Origin of the sequence: Pedobacter sp. KLB.chiD (assembly GCF_047040275.1) — a bacterium.
In the GTDB taxonomy this organism is placed as follows: domain Bacteria; phylum Bacteroidota; class Bacteroidia; order Sphingobacteriales; family Sphingobacteriaceae; genus Pedobacter.
On record NZ_CP178207.1, the window covers coordinates 2,409,176 to 2,427,603 of the forward strand.

The 18,428-nt window shown below is 41.2% G+C and carries 18 protein-coding genes; 9 read left to right on the forward strand and 9 right to left on the reverse strand.

Features of this window, described 5'->3' with window-relative positions; genetic code table 11:
• Positions 1–573: 573 nt before the first annotated feature.
• Positions 574–2,079 carry an ArnT family glycosyltransferase gene (locus tag ACK1I8_RS09815; protein ID WP_412469148.1) on the forward strand — a complete coding sequence of 502 codons (1,506 nt, stop codon included), beginning with the start codon at positions 574–576 and terminating at the stop codon, positions 2,077–2,079.
• 302 nt (positions 2,080–2,381) lie between these two features.
• Here the strand turns inward: ACK1I8_RS09815 and ACK1I8_RS09820 are convergent, their stop codons facing one another.
• Positions 2,382–2,837, reverse strand: a complete 456-nt coding sequence (locus tag ACK1I8_RS09820; RefSeq protein ID WP_412469149.1) for a PA2169 family four-helix-bundle protein — start codon at positions 2,835–2,837, stop codon at positions 2,382–2,384.
• Between the two features lie 374 nt (positions 2,838–3,211).
• Here ACK1I8_RS09820 and infC point away from each other — a divergent pair, with 374 nt between their 5' ends.
• Positions 3,212–3,781 carry a translation initiation factor IF-3 gene (gene infC / locus ACK1I8_RS09825; protein WP_412469150.1) on the forward strand — a complete coding sequence of 190 codons (570 nt, stop codon included), beginning with the start codon at positions 3,212–3,214 and terminating at the stop codon, positions 3,779–3,781.
• Between the two features lie 315 nt (positions 3,782–4,096).
• Here infC and ACK1I8_RS09830 read toward each other — a convergent pair whose 3' ends face one another.
• Positions 4,097–4,618, reverse strand: coding sequence for a hypothetical protein (locus ACK1I8_RS09830; RefSeq protein ID WP_412469151.1), 522 nt, complete (start codon positions 4,616–4,618; stop codon positions 4,097–4,099).
• Positions 4,619–4,970: 352 nt separating this feature from the next.
• On the opposite strand from ACK1I8_RS09830, the gene ACK1I8_RS09835 reads away from it, so the two are divergent.
• Positions 4,971–5,969 carry an OmpA family protein gene (locus ACK1I8_RS09835; protein ID WP_412469152.1) on the forward strand — a complete coding sequence of 333 codons (999 nt, stop codon included), beginning with the start codon at positions 4,971–4,973 and terminating at the stop codon, positions 5,967–5,969.
• Positions 5,970–6,099: 130 nt separating this feature from the next.
• On the opposite strand, the gene ACK1I8_RS09840 is transcribed toward ACK1I8_RS09835, so the two are convergent.
• Positions 6,100–6,711, reverse strand: coding sequence for a class I SAM-dependent methyltransferase (locus tag ACK1I8_RS09840; RefSeq protein WP_412469153.1), 612 nt, complete (start codon positions 6,709–6,711; stop codon positions 6,100–6,102).
• Between the two features lie 130 nt (positions 6,712–6,841).
• Positions 6,842–7,675, reverse strand: coding sequence for an alpha/beta fold hydrolase (locus tag ACK1I8_RS09845; RefSeq protein WP_412469154.1), 834 nt, complete (start codon positions 7,673–7,675; stop codon positions 6,842–6,844).
• 531 nt (positions 7,676–8,206) lie between these two features.
• On the opposite strand from ACK1I8_RS09845, the gene ACK1I8_RS09850 reads away from it, so the two are divergent.
• From ACK1I8_RS09850 to ACK1I8_RS09860, 3 genes are all read left to right on the forward strand, one after another.
• Entirely contained in the window at positions 8,207–9,067 is an 861-nt protein-coding gene (locus ACK1I8_RS09850) for a helix-turn-helix domain-containing protein (protein ID WP_412469155.1), read from the forward strand.
• A 63-nt stretch (positions 9,068–9,130) separates the two neighbouring features.
• A complete protein-coding gene (locus ACK1I8_RS09855) occupies positions 9,131–9,964 on the forward strand; it encodes a hypothetical protein (protein WP_412469156.1) in 834 nt (277 codons plus the stop codon).
• Positions 9,965–9,974: 10 nt separating this feature from the next.
• The gene (locus ACK1I8_RS09860) at positions 9,975–10,724 is read left to right on the forward strand and encodes a S41 family peptidase (protein ID WP_412469367.1); all 750 of its coding nucleotides are present in this window, start codon (positions 9,975–9,977) and stop codon (positions 10,722–10,724) included.
• A gap of 90 nt (positions 10,725–10,814) precedes the next feature.
• On the opposite strand, the gene ACK1I8_RS09865 is transcribed toward ACK1I8_RS09860, so the two are convergent.
• Both ACK1I8_RS09865 and ACK1I8_RS09870 read right to left on the reverse strand, forming a co-directional pair.
• On the reverse strand, positions 10,815–11,177 hold the full coding sequence (locus ACK1I8_RS09865; protein ID WP_412469157.1) for a response regulator transcription factor: 363 nt from the start codon (positions 11,175–11,177) through the stop codon (positions 10,815–10,817).
• 119 nt (positions 11,178–11,296) lie between these two features.
• A complete protein-coding gene (locus ACK1I8_RS09870; RefSeq protein ID WP_412469158.1) occupies positions 11,297–11,593 on the reverse strand; it encodes a DUF3253 domain-containing protein in 297 nt (98 codons plus the stop codon).
• Positions 11,594–11,784: 191 nt separating this feature from the next.
• On the opposite strand from ACK1I8_RS09870, the gene ACK1I8_RS09875 reads away from it, so the two are divergent.
• On the forward strand, positions 11,785–12,855 hold the full coding sequence (locus ACK1I8_RS09875; protein ID WP_412469159.1) for a glycosyltransferase family 4 protein: 1,071 nt from the start codon (positions 11,785–11,787) through the stop codon (positions 12,853–12,855).
• 1 nt (position 12,856) lies between these two features.
• A complete protein-coding gene (locus ACK1I8_RS09880; RefSeq protein WP_412469160.1) occupies positions 12,857–13,903 on the forward strand; it encodes a glycosyltransferase in 1,047 nt (348 codons plus the stop codon).
• Here ACK1I8_RS09880 and ACK1I8_RS09885 read toward each other — a convergent pair.
• A complete protein-coding gene (locus ACK1I8_RS09885; protein WP_412469161.1) occupies positions 13,900–14,721 on the reverse strand; it encodes a glycosyltransferase family 2 protein in 822 nt (273 codons plus the stop codon). The two genes, ACK1I8_RS09880 and ACK1I8_RS09885, sit on opposite strands and share 4 nt — an antisense overlap.
• A gap of 242 nt (positions 14,722–14,963) precedes the next feature.
• On the opposite strand from ACK1I8_RS09885, the gene ACK1I8_RS09890 reads away from it, so the two are divergent.
• Complete coding sequence (locus tag ACK1I8_RS09890) at positions 14,964–15,755, forward strand: murein L,D-transpeptidase catalytic domain family protein (protein WP_412469162.1); 792 nt, start codon at positions 14,964–14,966, stop codon at positions 15,753–15,755.
• On the opposite strand, the gene ACK1I8_RS09895 is transcribed toward ACK1I8_RS09890, so the two are convergent.
• Both ACK1I8_RS09895 and ACK1I8_RS09900 read right to left on the reverse strand, forming a co-directional pair.
• Positions 15,752–17,281: a L,D-transpeptidase family protein gene (locus ACK1I8_RS09895; protein WP_412469163.1), complete on the reverse strand. Its 1,530-nt coding sequence runs from the start codon at positions 17,279–17,281 to the stop codon at positions 15,752–15,754. The two genes, ACK1I8_RS09890 and ACK1I8_RS09895, sit on opposite strands and share 4 nt — an antisense overlap.
• A gap of 182 nt (positions 17,282–17,463) precedes the next feature.
• On the reverse strand, positions 17,464–18,363 hold the full coding sequence (locus ACK1I8_RS09900; protein WP_412469164.1) for an SDR family oxidoreductase: 900 nt from the start codon (positions 18,361–18,363) through the stop codon (positions 17,464–17,466).
• Between the last annotated feature and the right edge of the window lie 65 nt (positions 18,364–18,428).

Below are 18,428 nucleotides of genomic sequence, written 5' to 3' on the forward strand. Positions count from 1 at the left end.
GAGCAGCGGCGGGAACGCTTAATTTTTTGATACTTGCGCTACAAAATACACAGCCATAAGCTTAAAGTTTTTAACTCGTTGAGCAGCACAAATATTTTTTTCATCAGTCACAATAAAAATCAGAAAAAAACGCTTATATAAATGAGAGCGTTAATTTAGATTAAACGGGAAGCTATCTTAGGATGGTTTCCCGTTTTTCATTTCTCAACAAATGAATTCTCCGATTCACCGCACTTACCCTGTATAGTAGTTCGCAAGAATTTGGTAATCAAGAACCTAACCAAATCATACAATGTTAGCGTAACAGCAATCGTCTCAAGGGCTCCTTGTTTTCCAATTTGCAAACCAGGTTTGAGCATAGGGAACTGGTGTGTAACCTTTTTTTAATCGTAATCGTACAATTTGAATAATTGATGCCTGAATCACATCCTTTTTAAACCAATTTAAACCTTTGCTGTTGTATCAATATGAATCTGCAGCACCGAAATCAGCACTCCACCCAATTCCCTGTTATCAATGGTTAAGATTTCCGGAAAACAAGAATTTTCACGCAGTATTCGGGAACCTCATCTCTTGATTATATTCTTCGGAATCTTAAAATTATCGATCCATTTAATTGCCTTAAATGGATATGGCTATCATGCTGATGAAATTTATTATGTTGAACTTGGAAAGGAATGGCAATGGGGGTTTCCTGATATATCGCCCTTTGTAACCTGGATTGCACATCTATCAAAGCTGTTTTTTGGTTCCTCTCTAATCGGCTATCGGGTACTGCCCTGCCTTTTCTCCGCTGCAACTGTCGTAATGACGGGTTACATCACCTACTTTTTAGGCGGAAGACGTTTAGCCATTGCGATCGCTTGCTCAGCAATCATTTGTTCGCCTGCATTTTTAGCTACTTCCTACCTCTTGCAACCGGCCGTATTCGATGAGTTTTTCTGGACCCTCTTTTCCTTCGCCCTCATCGCTTATCATAAAAGCCGTAACCCGTCTTTTTTATGGCTTATGGCAATAGCACTGGCGGCTGGTGTACTGAACAAATACAGCATCCTGTTATTTGGTTTTACGGTACTCATCGCCTGGTTAATCTGTGGAAAGAAGGCAACTATACCTCGTTGGAAGGAGCTGTTACCTCCTGCCCTCGTTTTTTTGCTTATTTTGGCACCACATATCGCCTGGCAAATCGAACAAAACTTTCCTATTTTCAAATTCACAAGCCACGTGGCGAAAATGAACTTCAACATTGAGTTCGGCGATTACTTCCTGCAACTATTTTTCTTTCATGGGGCGGCGGTAGCCGTTTGGTCTGCGGGACTGATTTTCCTGATGACAAACCGGAAAAGCAAAACATTGTTTTTTTTAAGCATAGCATCTTTGATGGTAATTGCGATACTATCTGTATTAAAGGGCAAGCTGTATTACGGGCTTGGCCTCTTCCCGCTGCTATTCGCTAACGGTGGGTATTGTTGGGAGCTTATGTTAAACCAGTTTAAAACTGTTTATAAGGCCATATTCGTCGGAATGCTGTATGTTTTCGCACTCTTCAGTCTTCCTGTAGTCATTCCTGTATTTTCCGTTGCCAATAATCAGTTTTATATGTCTGAAATGGTTAGACTAACCGGTTTTTCCCGACCGCTTCGCTACGAGGATGGATCTTACGGTAAACTGCCACAGTTTTTCGCCGACATGACCGATTGGGAATACCTGACTACTAAAGTAGAAGAAGCCAGTAGACAGCCAGGCCCATCGGGTAAAGCCAAAGTGATTTTAACAGGTGATTATGCCATCGCCGGAGCCTTAAAACATTACGGCAGTAAAGAGTTACCCTTTGTAATATCGGCAAAAAACAGCTTTCTTAACCAGTCGCCAAAAAGCCTGGATCAGCACACGATCATCTACCTCACTAAATCAACTGAACTGGCCATACAAGGTCTTGCCGGTAAAGTAACCCTTATCGATACCATACGTTCAAAAAATTCACACCTCAATGGCCTGTGTATTTATAGGCTATCTTTTCTTAGCAACGCATTTAAACAACAATATGCCAGCGACCGGTTGATCTTCGTAGAAAACTAGGCCATAATTAGCCCTTTATCTTATTTCAGAGATCCGTTCAATCCGCTACTAATCATCCAGCCGAATTTTCATTTTCTAAGTATGAATGACTTAGGAGGATACCAACAGATAAATGCCTCGGGATCAGTATTCCATGCAAAGGCCAGGGCTGCTAAATCATCGTTCAGCGTAACTATATGCGTAAAGTTCCTTCATAAGTTATCTTGATGGTATACAGAACAAATACATAGCCCACAACTTTTGGCATAAAAAAAAGCCATCAATTTAATTTTGATGGCTTTTCTTAGAAAGAATCGGATAACCTAAGCATGAGCATCTCTCAACGCTTTGATCGCATCATGGCTGGCATTAATGCCTTCCTGTTGTTTTAATAATACTGTTCTAACATTTTCACCAAGCTCATTTTCTGCCAGTGCATCACGGTATGCCTTTTTTATTGCATCTTCACCACGTTCACACTCAGCCAGGATACTGTGTCTGTCATCGCCGCCAAAGGTTGCTTTAATATCGATCCACGCTCTGTGCAATGTTCCTAAAATTGTATTTCCGGTATCAGGAGTCTCCGCATTTCTGCCAACCAACCCGGCCAGTTCTATCACGTTGTCACGGCTGTCAGTTGATAGTTTTTCAAAAGTTGCCTTTAAATCAATGTTTTCTTCTTTTAGATCAGCTGCTGCTTTATCAAAACCATCTGCTCTATCATTGTTGATCTGAATTAGATCATTTAAGATTTCAACTGTTTTTTCTGTATTTTCCATAGTTTAATATAATTTATAAATACAACAGGGCGAGGATAAATATGTTTGGATCAAGCAAAATAAATTGTACAATCTCGCTACCGTACAGATCTGCAGCAGCAGCCAGGTGTTGAGATGATAAACGCCAAAACCGGCAATGCATCCTTTCAGATAACCAAAATGTTAGATAGCCAATTTTGAATAAACATAGGATAATTAGAATTGGGTATCGCAATACCGGTATCAATGCCTTAATTCATGCAAAAGACCGGTGCATTGTACTTATAGCGTCACGATTTCGCTATTGGCCTGGCTTTTTCTCTTAAAAAAGCTATATTACTGATATGTTAAGTTAACGCTCACTTAATAGAATTATTTACTAAAACTTTTCAAATTTGGCATTAAAAAAAGCAGGATTTTACAGGGGACCACGCTTACCCTTCAGGAAAAAAGAAGCAGAACATAAAATTAATGAGTTTATAACCGCACCAGAGGTCCGATTGACGGGAGATAACGTTGAAACCAATATTTATCCGCTCGCGGAAGCACTCAAAATAGCTCAACAGCTGGATCTCGATCTGGTTGAAATTTCACCGAACGCCGTGCCGCCCGTTTGCCGGATCATCGACTACAGCAAATTTCTTTACGAACAGAAAAAAAAGCAAAAGGAGATTAAAAGTAAGGCCAAGCAGACCATTATCAAAGATATCCGTTTCGGCCCAAACACTGACGATCACGATTTTCAATTTAAAGTTAAACACGCAGTTTCGTTTTTGGAAAGCGGTGAAAAGGTACGCGCCTTTGTTCATTTTAAAGGCCGATCTATAGTATATAAAGACCAGGGAGAAATTCTACTCTTGAGATTTGCACAAAGCCTGGAAGAGGTCGGTAAAGTAGAACTACTGCCAAAACTCGAGGGCAAGAGAATGTTTCTTACCCTGGCACCAAAAACGGGTAGGAAATAAAATTTTCAGATCTAAATCTTAGGTTTAACGGCTGGCTCACTTCTTTTCAGCACAAGTGTTGAAATCGGGAGGCTTATCGGTAAACCTTTTGTTAAAGGGCAGGAAAAACAGCATGCAAACCATAAACCTGAGGCTGCCGGTAAACCATGAGCAGTTGATGATTTTATATCAAAATTGGTAGCGGAATGTACCGCTACCAGCTTTGATCAATCAGTTGATTCAGCATCTCTACAACCATGATAAACATTTTTAATTTACGCCGCTTTCTCCGCTATCACTATAGGTGATCAGTGTTCATACTTAAGGAAGAACGGTTTAGCGTTTTTTAAATTCCAGTTCCAATGTTTCTCTTCTGATATTGCCCTCTGTTGATTTACGTTCTGAAAAAAATTTCATACCGCTCCCACCAACAAAATAGACATCAAGGTCATAAACCTTGTCAATGTATAATTTTGCGTTACCATTGGCATCAACAGATACCTGGTAGTTGAACATCTTTTCCCTATAGCCATCATTGAGATAAAGGATATCATTATCCCGAAAATCCCAAACCGGAGCGGGTTTGTTTCCTGATTGATCTTGCTGACTGATCACTTCCCCGTTTGCACCATAGTATGTTGTTAATTCCTTAGTTAATTCCCATCTGCCAAGTAATTTAAATTTTACTGAGGCAGCAGTTTCGGGCTTTTCCTCCCCCACACCATTTTTCTTACAAGATGAAATGATTAATGTAGTTGTGACCAACAGCATTAAAAGAAGCCATGGTTTTTGTAAACCTTTTTTCATAACCTGATTTTTGTAACCAAAACGTTCGGGTTGGGCGAAATGTTTGCTCATACGATTTTCGAAAGCATAAAAGGGATTTAAAAATGTATTTATGGTCAAACGCTTCTGACGACGATCTATTTTTTTGGGGAAAATTTTTAATAACATCTGCTACATTCGAAAGCAAAAGCTCTTCAGGTAAATTGGTTTAATTGCAGTATTTTTTTCTAATGGTATTTAGGTATTTTTCATTATTGATGGAAGATATTGATGTGAATTGGGAATCATGTCCAATTTTTACAACTAAATTCGTTACAGCATTTTGGTCAAATCGGGAATTTAAACCCCCTAAAGATTGAAGAACTAAAAAGGCAAATTTATGAATAGACTAATCGTTTTATCCCTGACTGAAATTCATATACCTATGAAAAAAATTGCATTTTTATTTGCCTTAGCAACCATTGTGATTTCCTGTAAACAAAAGCCAAAAGAGAATACTGAGAAATCCGCTCAACCGCATGAAATGGCAGCTCAGCAACAAGTAACAGCAGATTCCACACAGGATTTTAGCTTCGAAACCATACCTTACACCAAGGCAGATCTCGGCATATTTCCTTTTTTCACATTGCCAAAAGGGCTTGCCGAATTGAACAAACCCCTGTTGAAGGATTTTGACATCTGCTTTTTCCCAATTAACGGGATCATGAAAGGCTTCGAGGGCAAATTATACAAGGCTTATATCACGGGCCGGGAGGGAACACCATTTTCTCAGCATTATTTTGAAAGTAGCGTAGATCATTACCTTAAATCCATCGGAGCCGTCAAAGTCTATTCCGGAACCATTACGAAGGAGGAATATCAGCGATATAATACAAAAGATCCGAATAAAGGTGGTGAAGGAGACATTGGCTATGATGGTGAGCAAATTAATGTTTACGCCATCCGAAGTAAAGGGCAAGGAAATATTCTCGTGCAGTATTCATCTACAAATGCAGGCGCCAAGCTGAATATTTTGCAACAAAAAGTACTCACCCAAACCATTGGGAAGATCACTGCCGACTCGATTATAAAGGATCTTGCTAACAGTGGAAAGTCTATCCTATATATAAATTTCGACACAAATCAATCGAGCATCACCGCAGAAGGTAAAGAAACCGTAAATCAAATTGCTGAGGCCTTAAACAAAGATACAAGCCTGAAAATTAGCATAGAAGGTCATACCGATAATTCCGGTGAAGCAGCCCACAATAAAAAATTGTCGGCCGAGCGGGCGAATGCCGTGATGGCCGCCCTGATTAGCCATAGCATAGCAAAATCACGCCTATCAACCAGAGGCTTCGGTGCTGAACGTCCGCTGGTTGCAAATGATTCTGAAGAAAACAAAGCAAAAAACAGACGGGTTGAATTGATTAAGGTAAACTAGCAGGATTACTTTTAATTGATCAGAATTCGTGGCAGGGCGCATTGCTATACACGACAGTTGATTGCAGCTTATCATTCAATAACCCAAAACATATAGCTGATATGCTATTCAGGCCTTTTAAACCTGAATGTTATTTACGCACGCACCAGGTCGTCATGGCCCTCCTATTTTGTACGTTGGTAGTCTTGATCGGCTCATGAAGCTCTGCACCGAGCTTTTTGGTAAGCCTTACCAGCATTTCCTGGTTCACTAAAAAGCGCTCTGATCCGTCTGGAAGAATGTACCTGCCATTTCCGATAAAATGGACCAGCGATTCAATACCGATCTCTGACGCCAGGCGACAGAAGAAATATCCTCCGGGTTTAATTACACGCCATATGGAGGTCAACATGGCTTCAAAATGTTCCTGGTTTGCCGCAAAGTGGAGTACGGCCGAACTGACAACCAGATCAAAACTTTCATTTGCAAACGGTAATTGTTCTACCGACGCTACGCTGAAGTTTTCTTCCGGATTAAGGTGGGGAAAGGCAATAGCGAGCTTTTTAAGCTGTGCGATCGCTTCAGGATCTTGATCTACTCCATAAACCTGAACACCGTTTTTTAAAAAGTAAAGCAGGTTTCTACCTGTTCCGCATCCGGCATCCAAAACGGTTTTGCACCCGTCATAAGTACCTTTCAGCAACTGGTCGAATAAATAAATGTCAATGTTCCCAAAGGTTTCCTGTATCTGCTTGCTGTTCATCTGTAGTGCAAAGATAATTACAAATTGCCGGGGTCGGAATTATTCCAGATGTATTTTGCGGGAGGCTGATCTATTGTTATCCGAAATTTTTCAGGCAGGACAATTCGTTTCCTGCCTGATTTTTGGAAGCTTATTTACGTATAAAATCAATCAGATCTGCATTCAACCGGTCTTTTGCGGTAATGAAGAGGCCATGCGGCTCGCCCTCATAAACGATATATTCTGCCTGCGGTATAAGCTGTGCGGCCTGCTCGCCAGTGGCTTTTATCGGCACAGTTTGGTCTTCATCGCCATGAATAATAAGTGTAGGTACCTTTATAGACGACATTTCGGCCCTCAGATCTGTTGAAGAAAATGCGGCTGCACAGCCAAGAGTCGATTTTAAAGTGGCCTGCATCGCAATGGTCAGGTCAGTTGCCAGTCTTTCGCTGCTTACCGGTTTGTTAAGCAATCCCTGCCCGTAAAACTGTTTCGTAAAGGTGCCTAAAAACCCGGGGCGGTCATCAATAAGCCCCGCGGTGATCTCATCTATTTTTTCTTGAGGTACCCCATCCGGATTGTCGGATGTTTGTAGCATAAAAGGCGCTATCGAACTGATTAAAATTGCTTTCGAAATACCTTTGCCACCATGCCTGCTAAAGTAGCGCACTACTTCCCCACCTCCCATTGAAAAGCCAGCCAGTACCGCGTTCTCCAATCCAAGCTCATCAATGAGTGCTTTTAAATCATCTGCCAACGTATCGTAATTATAGCCCGTTAAAGGTTTGTCTGATTTACCAAATCCCCTTCTGTCATAACTGATTACCCTAAATCCTGCATCGGTAAGAGCGGCGGACTGGTAATCCCACATTTGATGATCGAGCGGCCAGCCATGGATCAGGATCACGGGTACACCAGTACCCAGGTCCTGGTAATAAAGGTTAATTTCTCCACCATCTGCGGATGTTGTTTTTACGAATTTCATAGGTTTATATGTTTTAATCTATTATTGTTTTTTTAGATACAGATTTAGAACAACCACTTGCAGGCAATGTTTTTGTTTTTCAGTCCGCTAATCTGAAATTCACAAAACCAATGGTTGTTTGGGGCAATGTATTGCATTTAGATTATTAAATGTTAGCCAGAAAAATTTATTCTGTAAGGCCGTTGGTTTAGCCAGATCTGTTTGAAGGTCTCCGTAAAAATAATGGTTGTGTATCATCAGCCCGGATTATGGATTTATCCAATTATTTATACACGAGTGATGCAGAGGACCTTTTTGGTTTATTTTTAAAGTTTTGATTGTAGCAAAGAATGAAAATAAAGATATCGGTATTCAAAATATTTAAAGGTTAAATGATCTTGATAAAAAAATACTTTGACCAACTACAACTGAAGTATTGATATGGTATCTTAGCAAGCTCGTCCATCATAACCTTTATATTTGCTTTAATTAATAGTTTGACGTCAGCAGATTCTTTAGTGAACAAATTATAAATAGACCGCCTGCAGAAATATGGAGAAAAATCTGTTGAAAACCACTATTTTAAAACCTGAAAACCTGGTATTGAAACAGTACATAGAGTATTTTCTTTTCCTGCGGAAAAAAGACGCCGCACCGATTCAATATACTACTTTCCCGAATAACAATTTATGTCTGGCTGTTTATCGGCATAATCATATCAACTATCAAAATGATGGGAAAGTTAACCGATGTATCATTAAAGCGGGCAGTCATACGTTTAGCAGTCGAATTTACGGCTTCCATAACAGGCCTTTTCAGGTGGATGTTCAGCAGGAACTGGATCAGATTTGTATAATCTTCTATCCTGCTGCGTTAAAAGCTTTTACCCGCATGAATTTTGATGAAATGCATGGTAATGACCAGGTATTCGAACAACTTTTTCTGCCGAAAGATGAGTATTTTCTGGAACAACTGTTCGAAGAGCCTGATCCCGCCCGGCAAGCCAGGCAGCTTGAAGGATTGCTGTTGAGTCAACTGGAGGAATGCCGGGTATTAAAAATCCGGGAGGCACTTTACCATTTGTCTGTCGCTCAACCGAATAACCAAAATGTAGGTATGGAAATGCTTTGCCAAAAACTTGGGGTTAGCGATACCACGCTCTTCAGGCTCTTTAAAAACAGTTTGGGTCAAAACCCGCAAAAGTACCTCAAAACCATTCGGTTTAGACAGGCACTAAAAGACCTTACCACTACACAAGATCTGCTTACAACAGTTGCATTACGACATTGCTACTATGATCAGGCTCATTTTATTAAAGATTTTAAAACCTTTACAGGTTATTCTCCCAAAAAGCTTCTTCATAAAGTGTCCATACAGCAACAATCCCTAGCTTGGATTTACCAGGAAAACTAAGATGAATGATTTTTACAATTTCTTTTGTCTGTTATGCTTTTCCTTTGCGGAAATTCTTATTTCATGCGACATCTATTTATGCTTTTAGCCATTTGTTTGGCAACCTCCTGTGTTCTTAACCAAAAACAATACGCATCTAACCCTGCTCCATCGGCTGATCGTTTTCCAAAGTTAACTTACCATCAAATGAGGGCCGAGCATGATACTCTGGTTTCCTATATCAAACAGGTAAGCCCGGTCATTTATTTTAATAAAGAATTACGGGGTATCGATTTCGACAGGCATGCCGCCCGGTTGAGAAAACAGATTAGTCGGAAAACCACCATGAAATCATATTTGCACATCATCAAAAAAACGCTTAATGCTGCGCAAGATGGACATACCAGTCAGCTCAATACGGTTTTATTGGATATTGCCAGGAAATACTGGATCCCAACAGGTTTTGTTTCCTTTGATAGCGCATCTACTGAAAATATGTACGAATATGTAAAATATTTAAAAGAAAGTTTCTATTCCAAGGCTGAACTCAATCTCATTTATACCTCCGGATCGTACTATAATTTAATGCCGTTCAGTTATAAGGGCATAACATACCCTGCAGCCATGAAACTGATCGGATGCAATGGTAAAGATATCCATGCGTTTGTTGCTACGCTTACCGAACTCTATTCTCCATTGCGCTGGGATAGGGAAAATAACCGGGTTTACGATGAAAATTTCTATTGGCCGGCTGAAATTTATAAGCAGGATACTTTGAGGCTGACTTTTGCTGATCAAAAAAATATCAGGCATCAGCTCAATATCAACAAAAATGATTCCGTAACCTATCTCGAAAAAAAAGTAAACGATTATAGCTATTTCAGCCAAACCGACACTGTGGTAACGCATTTCGTTTAAAAACGAGGGCATATTTTATGCTAAACTCCCTGCCATGCGGACGGAGTTGGGTGATACGATTAAACGCCGGATGGAAGCCATTTTTGCTCAGCATCAAGTAAACAGCATTGTCATCGACATCAGGGGAAATGGCGGAGGATCAGATAATACCTATAACATTTTTTTGAAGAAACTGGTAAGCGATACCTTGAAAAAGAATGTTGTGGTGGCCAGAAATTTCAGCCCTGAAATCCAGAAAAAAAACCGTATTAACCGCGATTCTATCCTAAAAAGCGATAACAAAACCTTTAATCCGGGAGTACCTCGATTAAAGTCGCAGGAAATGTATTTCATTAAACAATCATTTAATTTTGTGGTACCAGACAGTGCCAGATTTCCATTTAAGGGAAAAATTTATATCCTTCAGGATAAGTTTATCTACTCCTCGGCCAGTAATCTGTCCAGTTTAGCGCAAAATACAGACCAATTGATCAGCATTGGAGAAACGCCGGATTTGTTAAGCGGACTTCAGGCCGATGTATTCATTAAAATGTTGCCTTACAGTAAATTCATTTTCAGGGTAGAGCCGCAGATTGATTTCACCGGTATTAAAAAGCTTGAGGATATTTTCCAAAATCATGTGGAATACCCCGTTTCCTATCCTATCGAAAATCTGCATCTCCGGACAACAACAAAGGATGATATCTTCGGAAAAACATTTCTTTTCAAAAATGATCCCATGTTCAGAAAGGTGCTGGAATTGGAACAGAAACTAAATTAACCGTTTGGGCTGCATACAGATATTCGTATTTTATCCGGGAAGTTGCTAAGGCTAATTAACCAAAATCCGGTTCAACGAACATGCTGAATGTTAGTGTACCACTGCATTTACCCTGGAAACAAAATCGTCGATACTAAATGGTTTTGCAATAAAATCATCCGGATGGCATTTTCTGTTAACCTCCGTTGGAGAGCAATGTGCAGACATCATCAGCACTGGAATATCCAGGGTACGTTGGTCGTTTTTCACCTCCCGGCAAAGGTCATGGCCATTTCCATCCGGCAGGCGAACATCTAAAATCATCAAATTTGGAGAAGTAAAAAGCAGATCTTTTCTAAAACTTCTTATATCGGGATATAATTTAACCTCATAATTCTCCTCATCTAATAGCAATCCTATGATTTCCCTGATATCACGATCGTCTTCTAAAACCATTATTTTCTTTTTCATCATCCTTCCAAGTGTAATGATATAACCATTTGGACCCCATTTAGTTTTAACAAAATAAAAAGAGTTTAATCATTTATTTAAGAAGCTGATCAAAATGAACATTTCTTAAGCTATTAAGTAGATCAGTCCATTGGTTGCTTAATCCGAACTGGCCCTTTAATCTTTTCCACATCAACCGCCTTGCCTTTCTGAGTGATGGAAATCTTGCCATCAACACAAAGGCCAATGGCCACTTCCATAACAGTTTCCATGTGGTTACGCCAATGATCAGGAAAAAGCATTCTGGCAATTTCTGATGGGCAGGTGCTTTTATCGGCACCCCGCTGCCCGGTCACCATTAATATACGTTCCGCTATTTTTTGCTTCTCTTGCATCAACATTAAAACGTAATCGTTTAGCAATTGGTTTGATATTATCATACTCTTATAAGTAATTGAGGCTAATACAATCAATCCGAGCAGCTCAACAATAAAGCTTCTGAGGAGTGTCGTCATGGCTGAATTCCTTCAGTGTAAGTACAGAAAATCATACAAAAAGGTTCGGCATCAGAATTACTCAAAACTTTCGCCGATTTATCAAGTTGTTTATGGTAACACCTTTAAAAATCCTAATGAATATCGGAATAATAGCACATCTAAAACATCCCATCCGTAAGCCATATATGGGCGGACTGGAGGCTTTCACTTATGAAGTGACCAAAAGACTTATTGCAAGGGGACATACTGTTACCTTGTATGCGAGTGAACTGAGCGATCCTGACCTCAATGTTAATGTTATACTCACTGATGTGGATTACGATAGGGAAACGCTAAGCAGATTCAGGTCGCATGAACTGAGCGAAGATTTTATATCCACACACCACGCGTATTTAGAGCTGATGCAGGATATTGATGGCCGCGAACATGATGTCATCTTCAATAATAGCCTGAATTATGTGCCGCTTACCATGTCTACCGTTACAGCAACGCCAATGGTCACCGTACTACATACGCCACCTATTTTCGAAATGAAGCGGGCGATGTTACAGGAGCGTAAAACAGGACGTATACGCTATGTAAGTGTTTCAAAACCCAATGCGCTTGCCTGGCAGCCTTTCCTTAACCATTGTGAGGTAATCTGTAATGGTGTGGATATTTCATTATGGAAGTTTTATGCCGAACCTGCCGGTGATTACCTGGTCTGGTTTGGACGGATTCATCCGGATAAAGGAACACACATTGCCATACAGGCCGCTAAACTAGCTGGCTATCCGATTAAACTTGCCGGTAGTATTGCGGATTCGCACTATTTCCAGACTTACGTTGAACCACTGATTGGCGACGGCGTAGAACTGCTTGGAAACTGTAGCCATGAAACGCTTAATGAGTTAATAGGCAACGCCAGATGCGCGCTCATTACCCCTTGCTGGGATGAGCCTTTCGGCCTTGTTGTTGCCGAAAGTCTGGCTTGCGGTACGCCAGTAGCGGGCATTTCCCGCGGGGCATTGCCCTATCTGGTCACCGCCGGAACGGGTTGTCTGACCAGCAGTAATGATCCAGGGGAACTTGCAAATTGCATAAATAAGGCTGTTGAAATGGATCGGGCAGCCTGCCGCCGCCAGGCCGAAGAAAATCTGGATATTGAACGGATGATCGATGCTTATGAATTATTGCTAGCGGATACTGTAACCCGTGTAGCCTGATATGGAAATTGCTTTTTACGTTCATCACCATGGTTCAGGCCATTTGATGAGGTGCCTGGCCATTGCATCTGCCCTCAAAAACTGCCATATTACTTTTTTGGGGAGTGGACTTGAACAACATAAATCAGTAATCCCAGGCGATATTGACCTTATTTATTTACCGATGGATACGCCTGTTGTTGAGGACCATTATTTCCTGAATCAAAGCCAGGAGGGACTGCACTATGCACCGCTTAATGTTAGTGGACAGCTCCAGCGGGTAAATATCATAACCAGCTTTTTGGCCAGCCGCCCCAAATTGCTGTTTGTTGTCGACGTTTCAGTTGAAGTTGCCATGCTATCAAGGCTCTGTGGCGTACCCACAATCGTTGTCAGGCAACATGGTTTGCGGGATGATCTGCCACATCAAATCTGTTATCGAAATGCCATTGGATTGTTGGCGCCTTTTGACGTGCAGATGTCTGGAAAAGTACCAGCCTGGATCAATGAGAAAACTTTTTATAGTGGTGGGCTTAGTCGGTTTGCACCCAGTGCAGACCTGTCTGATGCCAGTAAAAGGAACGTAGCAGTGCTGATTGGGAGTGGTGGTACGAGTATAGATCACGATTTTTTAAATCATCTGTCCGGACAATGCACAGAATGGACCTTTCAGGTTGTGGGCAATAGCCAAAATGCGCAAAACATCAATAATTTACATTTTCATGGAAAGTTAGAAGATCCCCGGGATATTCTGGCAGACTGCTGTATAGTGATCGGCAATGCTGGCCATAATACAGTGATGGAATGTGCTTCGTTGAATAAACGGTTTATTGCCATAGCCGAAGAACGCCCATTTAAAGAGCAGGAAGAAAAAGCCATTATTATTGATAAATTGAAACTGGCAATGCACATCCCGGCCTCAGCGATATTCCACACGGATTGGAAAGAAATGCTTGAAAATTTATTAACCAGCCGCCCCAACTGGACAGGATTTATCAGAAGCGATGCAGCCGAACGCGCAGCAGCTTATCTGATGAGTACCCACCACTCTATTTTTCAGTATAATTAAGTCAATTTCAGCGCTTTTTCAATTTCCTGTGCTGAAGGCAAACGCCTTAATTCCAAATGGCCTTCAGACCATTTGATCAATCCCGCTTGTTCAAATTTAGTCAGCCAGCCTTCCATAGGCCAAATTCCCCATTTGCCCTGGAAAGCTTTTGCATTGCTGATAATATCTGAAAGGTGATTCATAGGCGGATCGTAACTGGGGTGATACTGATGGAAAGCCGTGGCATTTATCGTTTCCATAGGTACCTGCCTGGCTTTTGCGGCAAAAGCAAAATCGGTGTCTTCCGCCCCATATCCGGTAAACCGCTCATCAAATCCGCCAATTTTCCTGAAAACGTCTTTACTGCAGCCAAAATTAAGCGACCAAAAAAGCTCATAGGGATATTGATCAACATTTTCGCGTATGGGATCTGGTATGCTATATGCCCTCATACGTTCGAAAAGGTCTTTCTTTTCCATTGCCTGTGCCGTAAGATACCGCACCCGACCAGAGATCAGTGAATCAGTGCTGGTAAAAGCCTGAGCATAAACGGAAAGAAAATCTGGCGCAGGAATACAGTCAGCATCCAGAAATACTACCCGATCGTGACACGCTGATGATAAGGCAGCATTTCTTGCAGCTGCCAAAGGTAAATGATGAACACAGTTAACCACATACTGTTTGAGCGGAAAAGTACAGGCAGGCAGTGGATAGGGTTCCTCATTCATGTGTATAATGACAAGTTCCGAAGGTTGTGTTGTGCCAAGTTCCAGGCCGCTGATCATATTGATAAGTGCATTGCGTCGGTTTTTGACGATCGTAACCAGTGAAATATCCATGATATCTTAACTTGTCAGGAGGTGAAAAAGTTTGAAGAAATCCATTTCTGAAACGACTTTGGAGTCAGAACCTGGAGAATATATACAAACAAGATGGTTTTATAGGTTACATCGTTATCATCATGTAATTGTCAGCATTTGGCTTAAATTAGCAAACCGTTTGCCAATGTCGTATATTTGTTACATAATCCAAACAGCCTATAGAAAAAGCCCTTACTTTAAATTATTTTAATCAGTTATCTATGAGAAAATACATTTTGGGCATCTTCTGTATCATTTTATCCTTAAGCTTCTTCTTATTGGCTATGAGCAATAAAAAAATCGAGCATCCTAAAACGGTTGCCGGTGTTTCATCCTTGATTAAGCCAAGTTATGCCGCTTATGCAAAGTCGCTTTATAACCAGGTTCATTTAAAGGATTCCGGTCTGACTTATCCGGTGTTTGAAAAAGCACTTACCGGATATTTTAACCTGAAAGAAGCTGGCAGGTTATCGGATCATGCGCTTTTGAGTATTGCAGACTTTGACCAGAGAAGTACCAGAAAACGGCTATATGTACTGGACCTGAGTAAGAAAAAAATGATTCTAAATACCTGGGTAGCCCATGGCCAGCGTAGTGGCGATGATGAAACTGTGACTTTTTCAAACCAGAATGATTCGTATAGCAGTAGTATCGGTTTTTACGTTACTGGTGAAGAATATGTTGGGACGCATGGCAGGTCGCTCAGGTTAGATGGTATGGATGCTGGCTATAATGATAATGCCAGAATGCGTTCTATCGTTATCCACGGTGCACCTTATGTTAGCCAGGGTACCATTGCGGCTTTGGGCCGTTTGGGAAGAAGCCAGGGCTGTCCGGCAGTAAGTCCTGAGCTTTCCGATCAGTTGATCAGTGCAATGGGCGAAGGTAGCGTGCTTTTCATCAATAAAAGTGCAGAAAAATATGCTTCACGCTACCTGGATGAGCAGCATGCCGCATTGGCCGCGTTACCAGCCCTGAACAATACTGATCAGGGCGAGTTCCACCTGGATTAGGCTTTATTCAAGTGGGTATAAAGTACCGCATCCTGACCATAAATATCATTGGCAAACATTAACTTACCACTGCCTGAATCTTTCCAGCAGGTAAAGTAGGCGAGGTATACCGCAACCTGTTTGGGAAGTGAAATGTTTTCGGCTTTAGGATTTTTGCTTTGCATGCCTTCCCTGATTTTATCAAATTTTTCACCCGGGCCAAAAAGTACCCTGGCCAGTTCCAAAGGCTTTTCCAGCCGTACACAACCATGACTTACGGCCCTTACTGCTAAATTAAAGGCAGCTTTTGCTGGTGTATCATGCAGGTACACACTGCTTTGGTTATTGAACAGAAATTTGATTTTACCCAGTGAATTGTCTGCTCCCGGCTGTTGCTTAAAGGTATAGGTTTTACCGGCATCAGGTGCCGACCAATCAATAGTCTCCGTATCTTCCACCTTTTTACCTTTATAAAAAACATCAATGTTTTTGTTGCTTAAATAATAGCGGTCCTGAGTGGCATACTTCACAATTTCATTACTGGCTATACTTTCAGGAATATTCCAAACCGGATTAACCTGTACACTGTGTATCATGCTTTTCAGTTGAGGCGTTTCGCGGTTAAATGCCCGGTCCTTTTTCAGATCATTTTCATCATATTCGATCAATGAGGTTGCCTGTCCTGTATTGCGTCCTTCCCCTACGCAAACTTTCATGCTTAAAACTGGCTTTTGCTTTTCAATTACCTGAAGTTCAAAAGCCGGAATATTTACCCATACATATTTATCTTCCTGTTGAGCGGTATGCCATCTCAGGCGTTCCATGTTTACGACAATGATCCGTCTGGTTTCCTCAGTAGAATGGCCTGGGGCGGCGATATTTTGACTCAATGCAGTCTGAAGCATTTTATAAGCTTCGGAACTGGGTTGGATACTGTCTAGAAATGCAGAGATATTACGGGTTTGATAAGGTTTTATAAATGAAAGGGAATCTGGCCGGAGCACCTTGGTATAAAACTGTGCAAATATTTTTCTTGGACTCACAACGCCATATTGCATGGCTGCCGCATAATCGGTAATAGCACCACTTGCGATCAGTTCGAGATCAATAACCGCATCATAAGCTTGATCAAGTGTGTTGACCTCCTTTTTGGAATAGATTTTTGCTAATGCAGCATTTAGTTTTGCCGCCTGAAATTTTTCAGGCGAAAGACCATGTTCTTTCACCGCATTAATCTTTTTAGCAGCTTTCACTAATCCACTATCGGAAAGAAATTTAGCGATCAGAAGCGGTTGATAGTCTGCCTGCTCATAAATTTGCTGAGTAAACTTTGGGTTAGACATTGATTTAGCCCTTTTGTTTAACACAGCTTTCAATTTATCACTCAATACCTCAGCATCAAGGTCTTTATATAATTTAATTCCGGTAACCTTAGCCAGTTCAGCACCGGTTTCAGACTTAGGCTTTCGACAGGCCTCAAATAGCAGCAATAATGGTAAAAGCATTAATAAGCTTATCAAATGTTTAGGTAATTGCGTATTCTTCATGCTCATATAATTTATTTTTTGTTAAATTGTTTTCACTATTTAGATAACCAACTGTTAATCAACGACTTATTTTAAACAGAAGGTATTTTTATAAATTTTACATTTGTGGATCATTAAAATATAAGTACAAAAAATGCCCTGATGATGACCAGGGCAAATGATTAAAATTGATTTGTAATTGACTAAGGGTGTCCGCTTCCACCTGCTGCACCATAAATCTGCCCGGTTGCATAACTTGCGCTGTCATCTGCCAGTTGCACATATATTGAAGCCAATTCAGCCGGTTGGCCTGGCCGGGCCAAAGGCGTTTGTTCACCAAACTTTTCAATGGCATCCTGCGGTTGGCCACCACTGGTTTGCAGCGGAGTCCATACGGGACCTGGTGCCACTCCGTTTACACGGATGCCTTTAGGACCAAGTTGTTTTGATAAAGATTTAACAAAGGCTACATTGGCGGCTTTGGTCTGCGCATAATCAAAAAGATTTTCAGAAGGGTCATAAGCCTGCACCGAACTGGTTGATATAATCACCGATCCAGGTTTTAAATGTGGAAGCGCTGCTTTAGTGATCCAGAATGGTGCGTAGATATTGGTTTTCATTGTGGCATCAAATTGCTCTTCACTTAAGTCTGAAAGTGAGTCAACGGCCTGTTGTTTACCTGCATTATTCACCAATATATCCAGGCCGCCCAGTTTTTCTACCGCAGCATCAACCAATTGTTTGCAAAAGTCGCTGCTGGTAATATCACCTGGGATGGCGTATGCTTTTTGTCCGGCATCGGTAATAAGCTTAATCACTTCATCTGCATCAGTCTGTTCTTCTGGCAGGTAATTGATCGCCACATCGGCCCCTTCACGTGCATAGGCAATGGCTGCTGCCCTGCCAATACCAGAATCACCACCTGTAATTAAGGCCTTTCTGCCCTTCAACCTGCCAGAGCCACGGTAACTTTCCTCACCATGATCGGGCTGAGGGATCATTTTACTGGCCAGTCCGGGCGGCTGCTGTGGCTGGCGCTGAAAAGGTGGTTTAGGATATTGTTCCAGTGGATTTTTTAATGCCGTGTTTTGTTCATTTTCCATAGTTAGATATTTTAATGTTACTTTAAGGCAACAAGGTAAAATGGCCTTTGTTCAAATTATTTTCA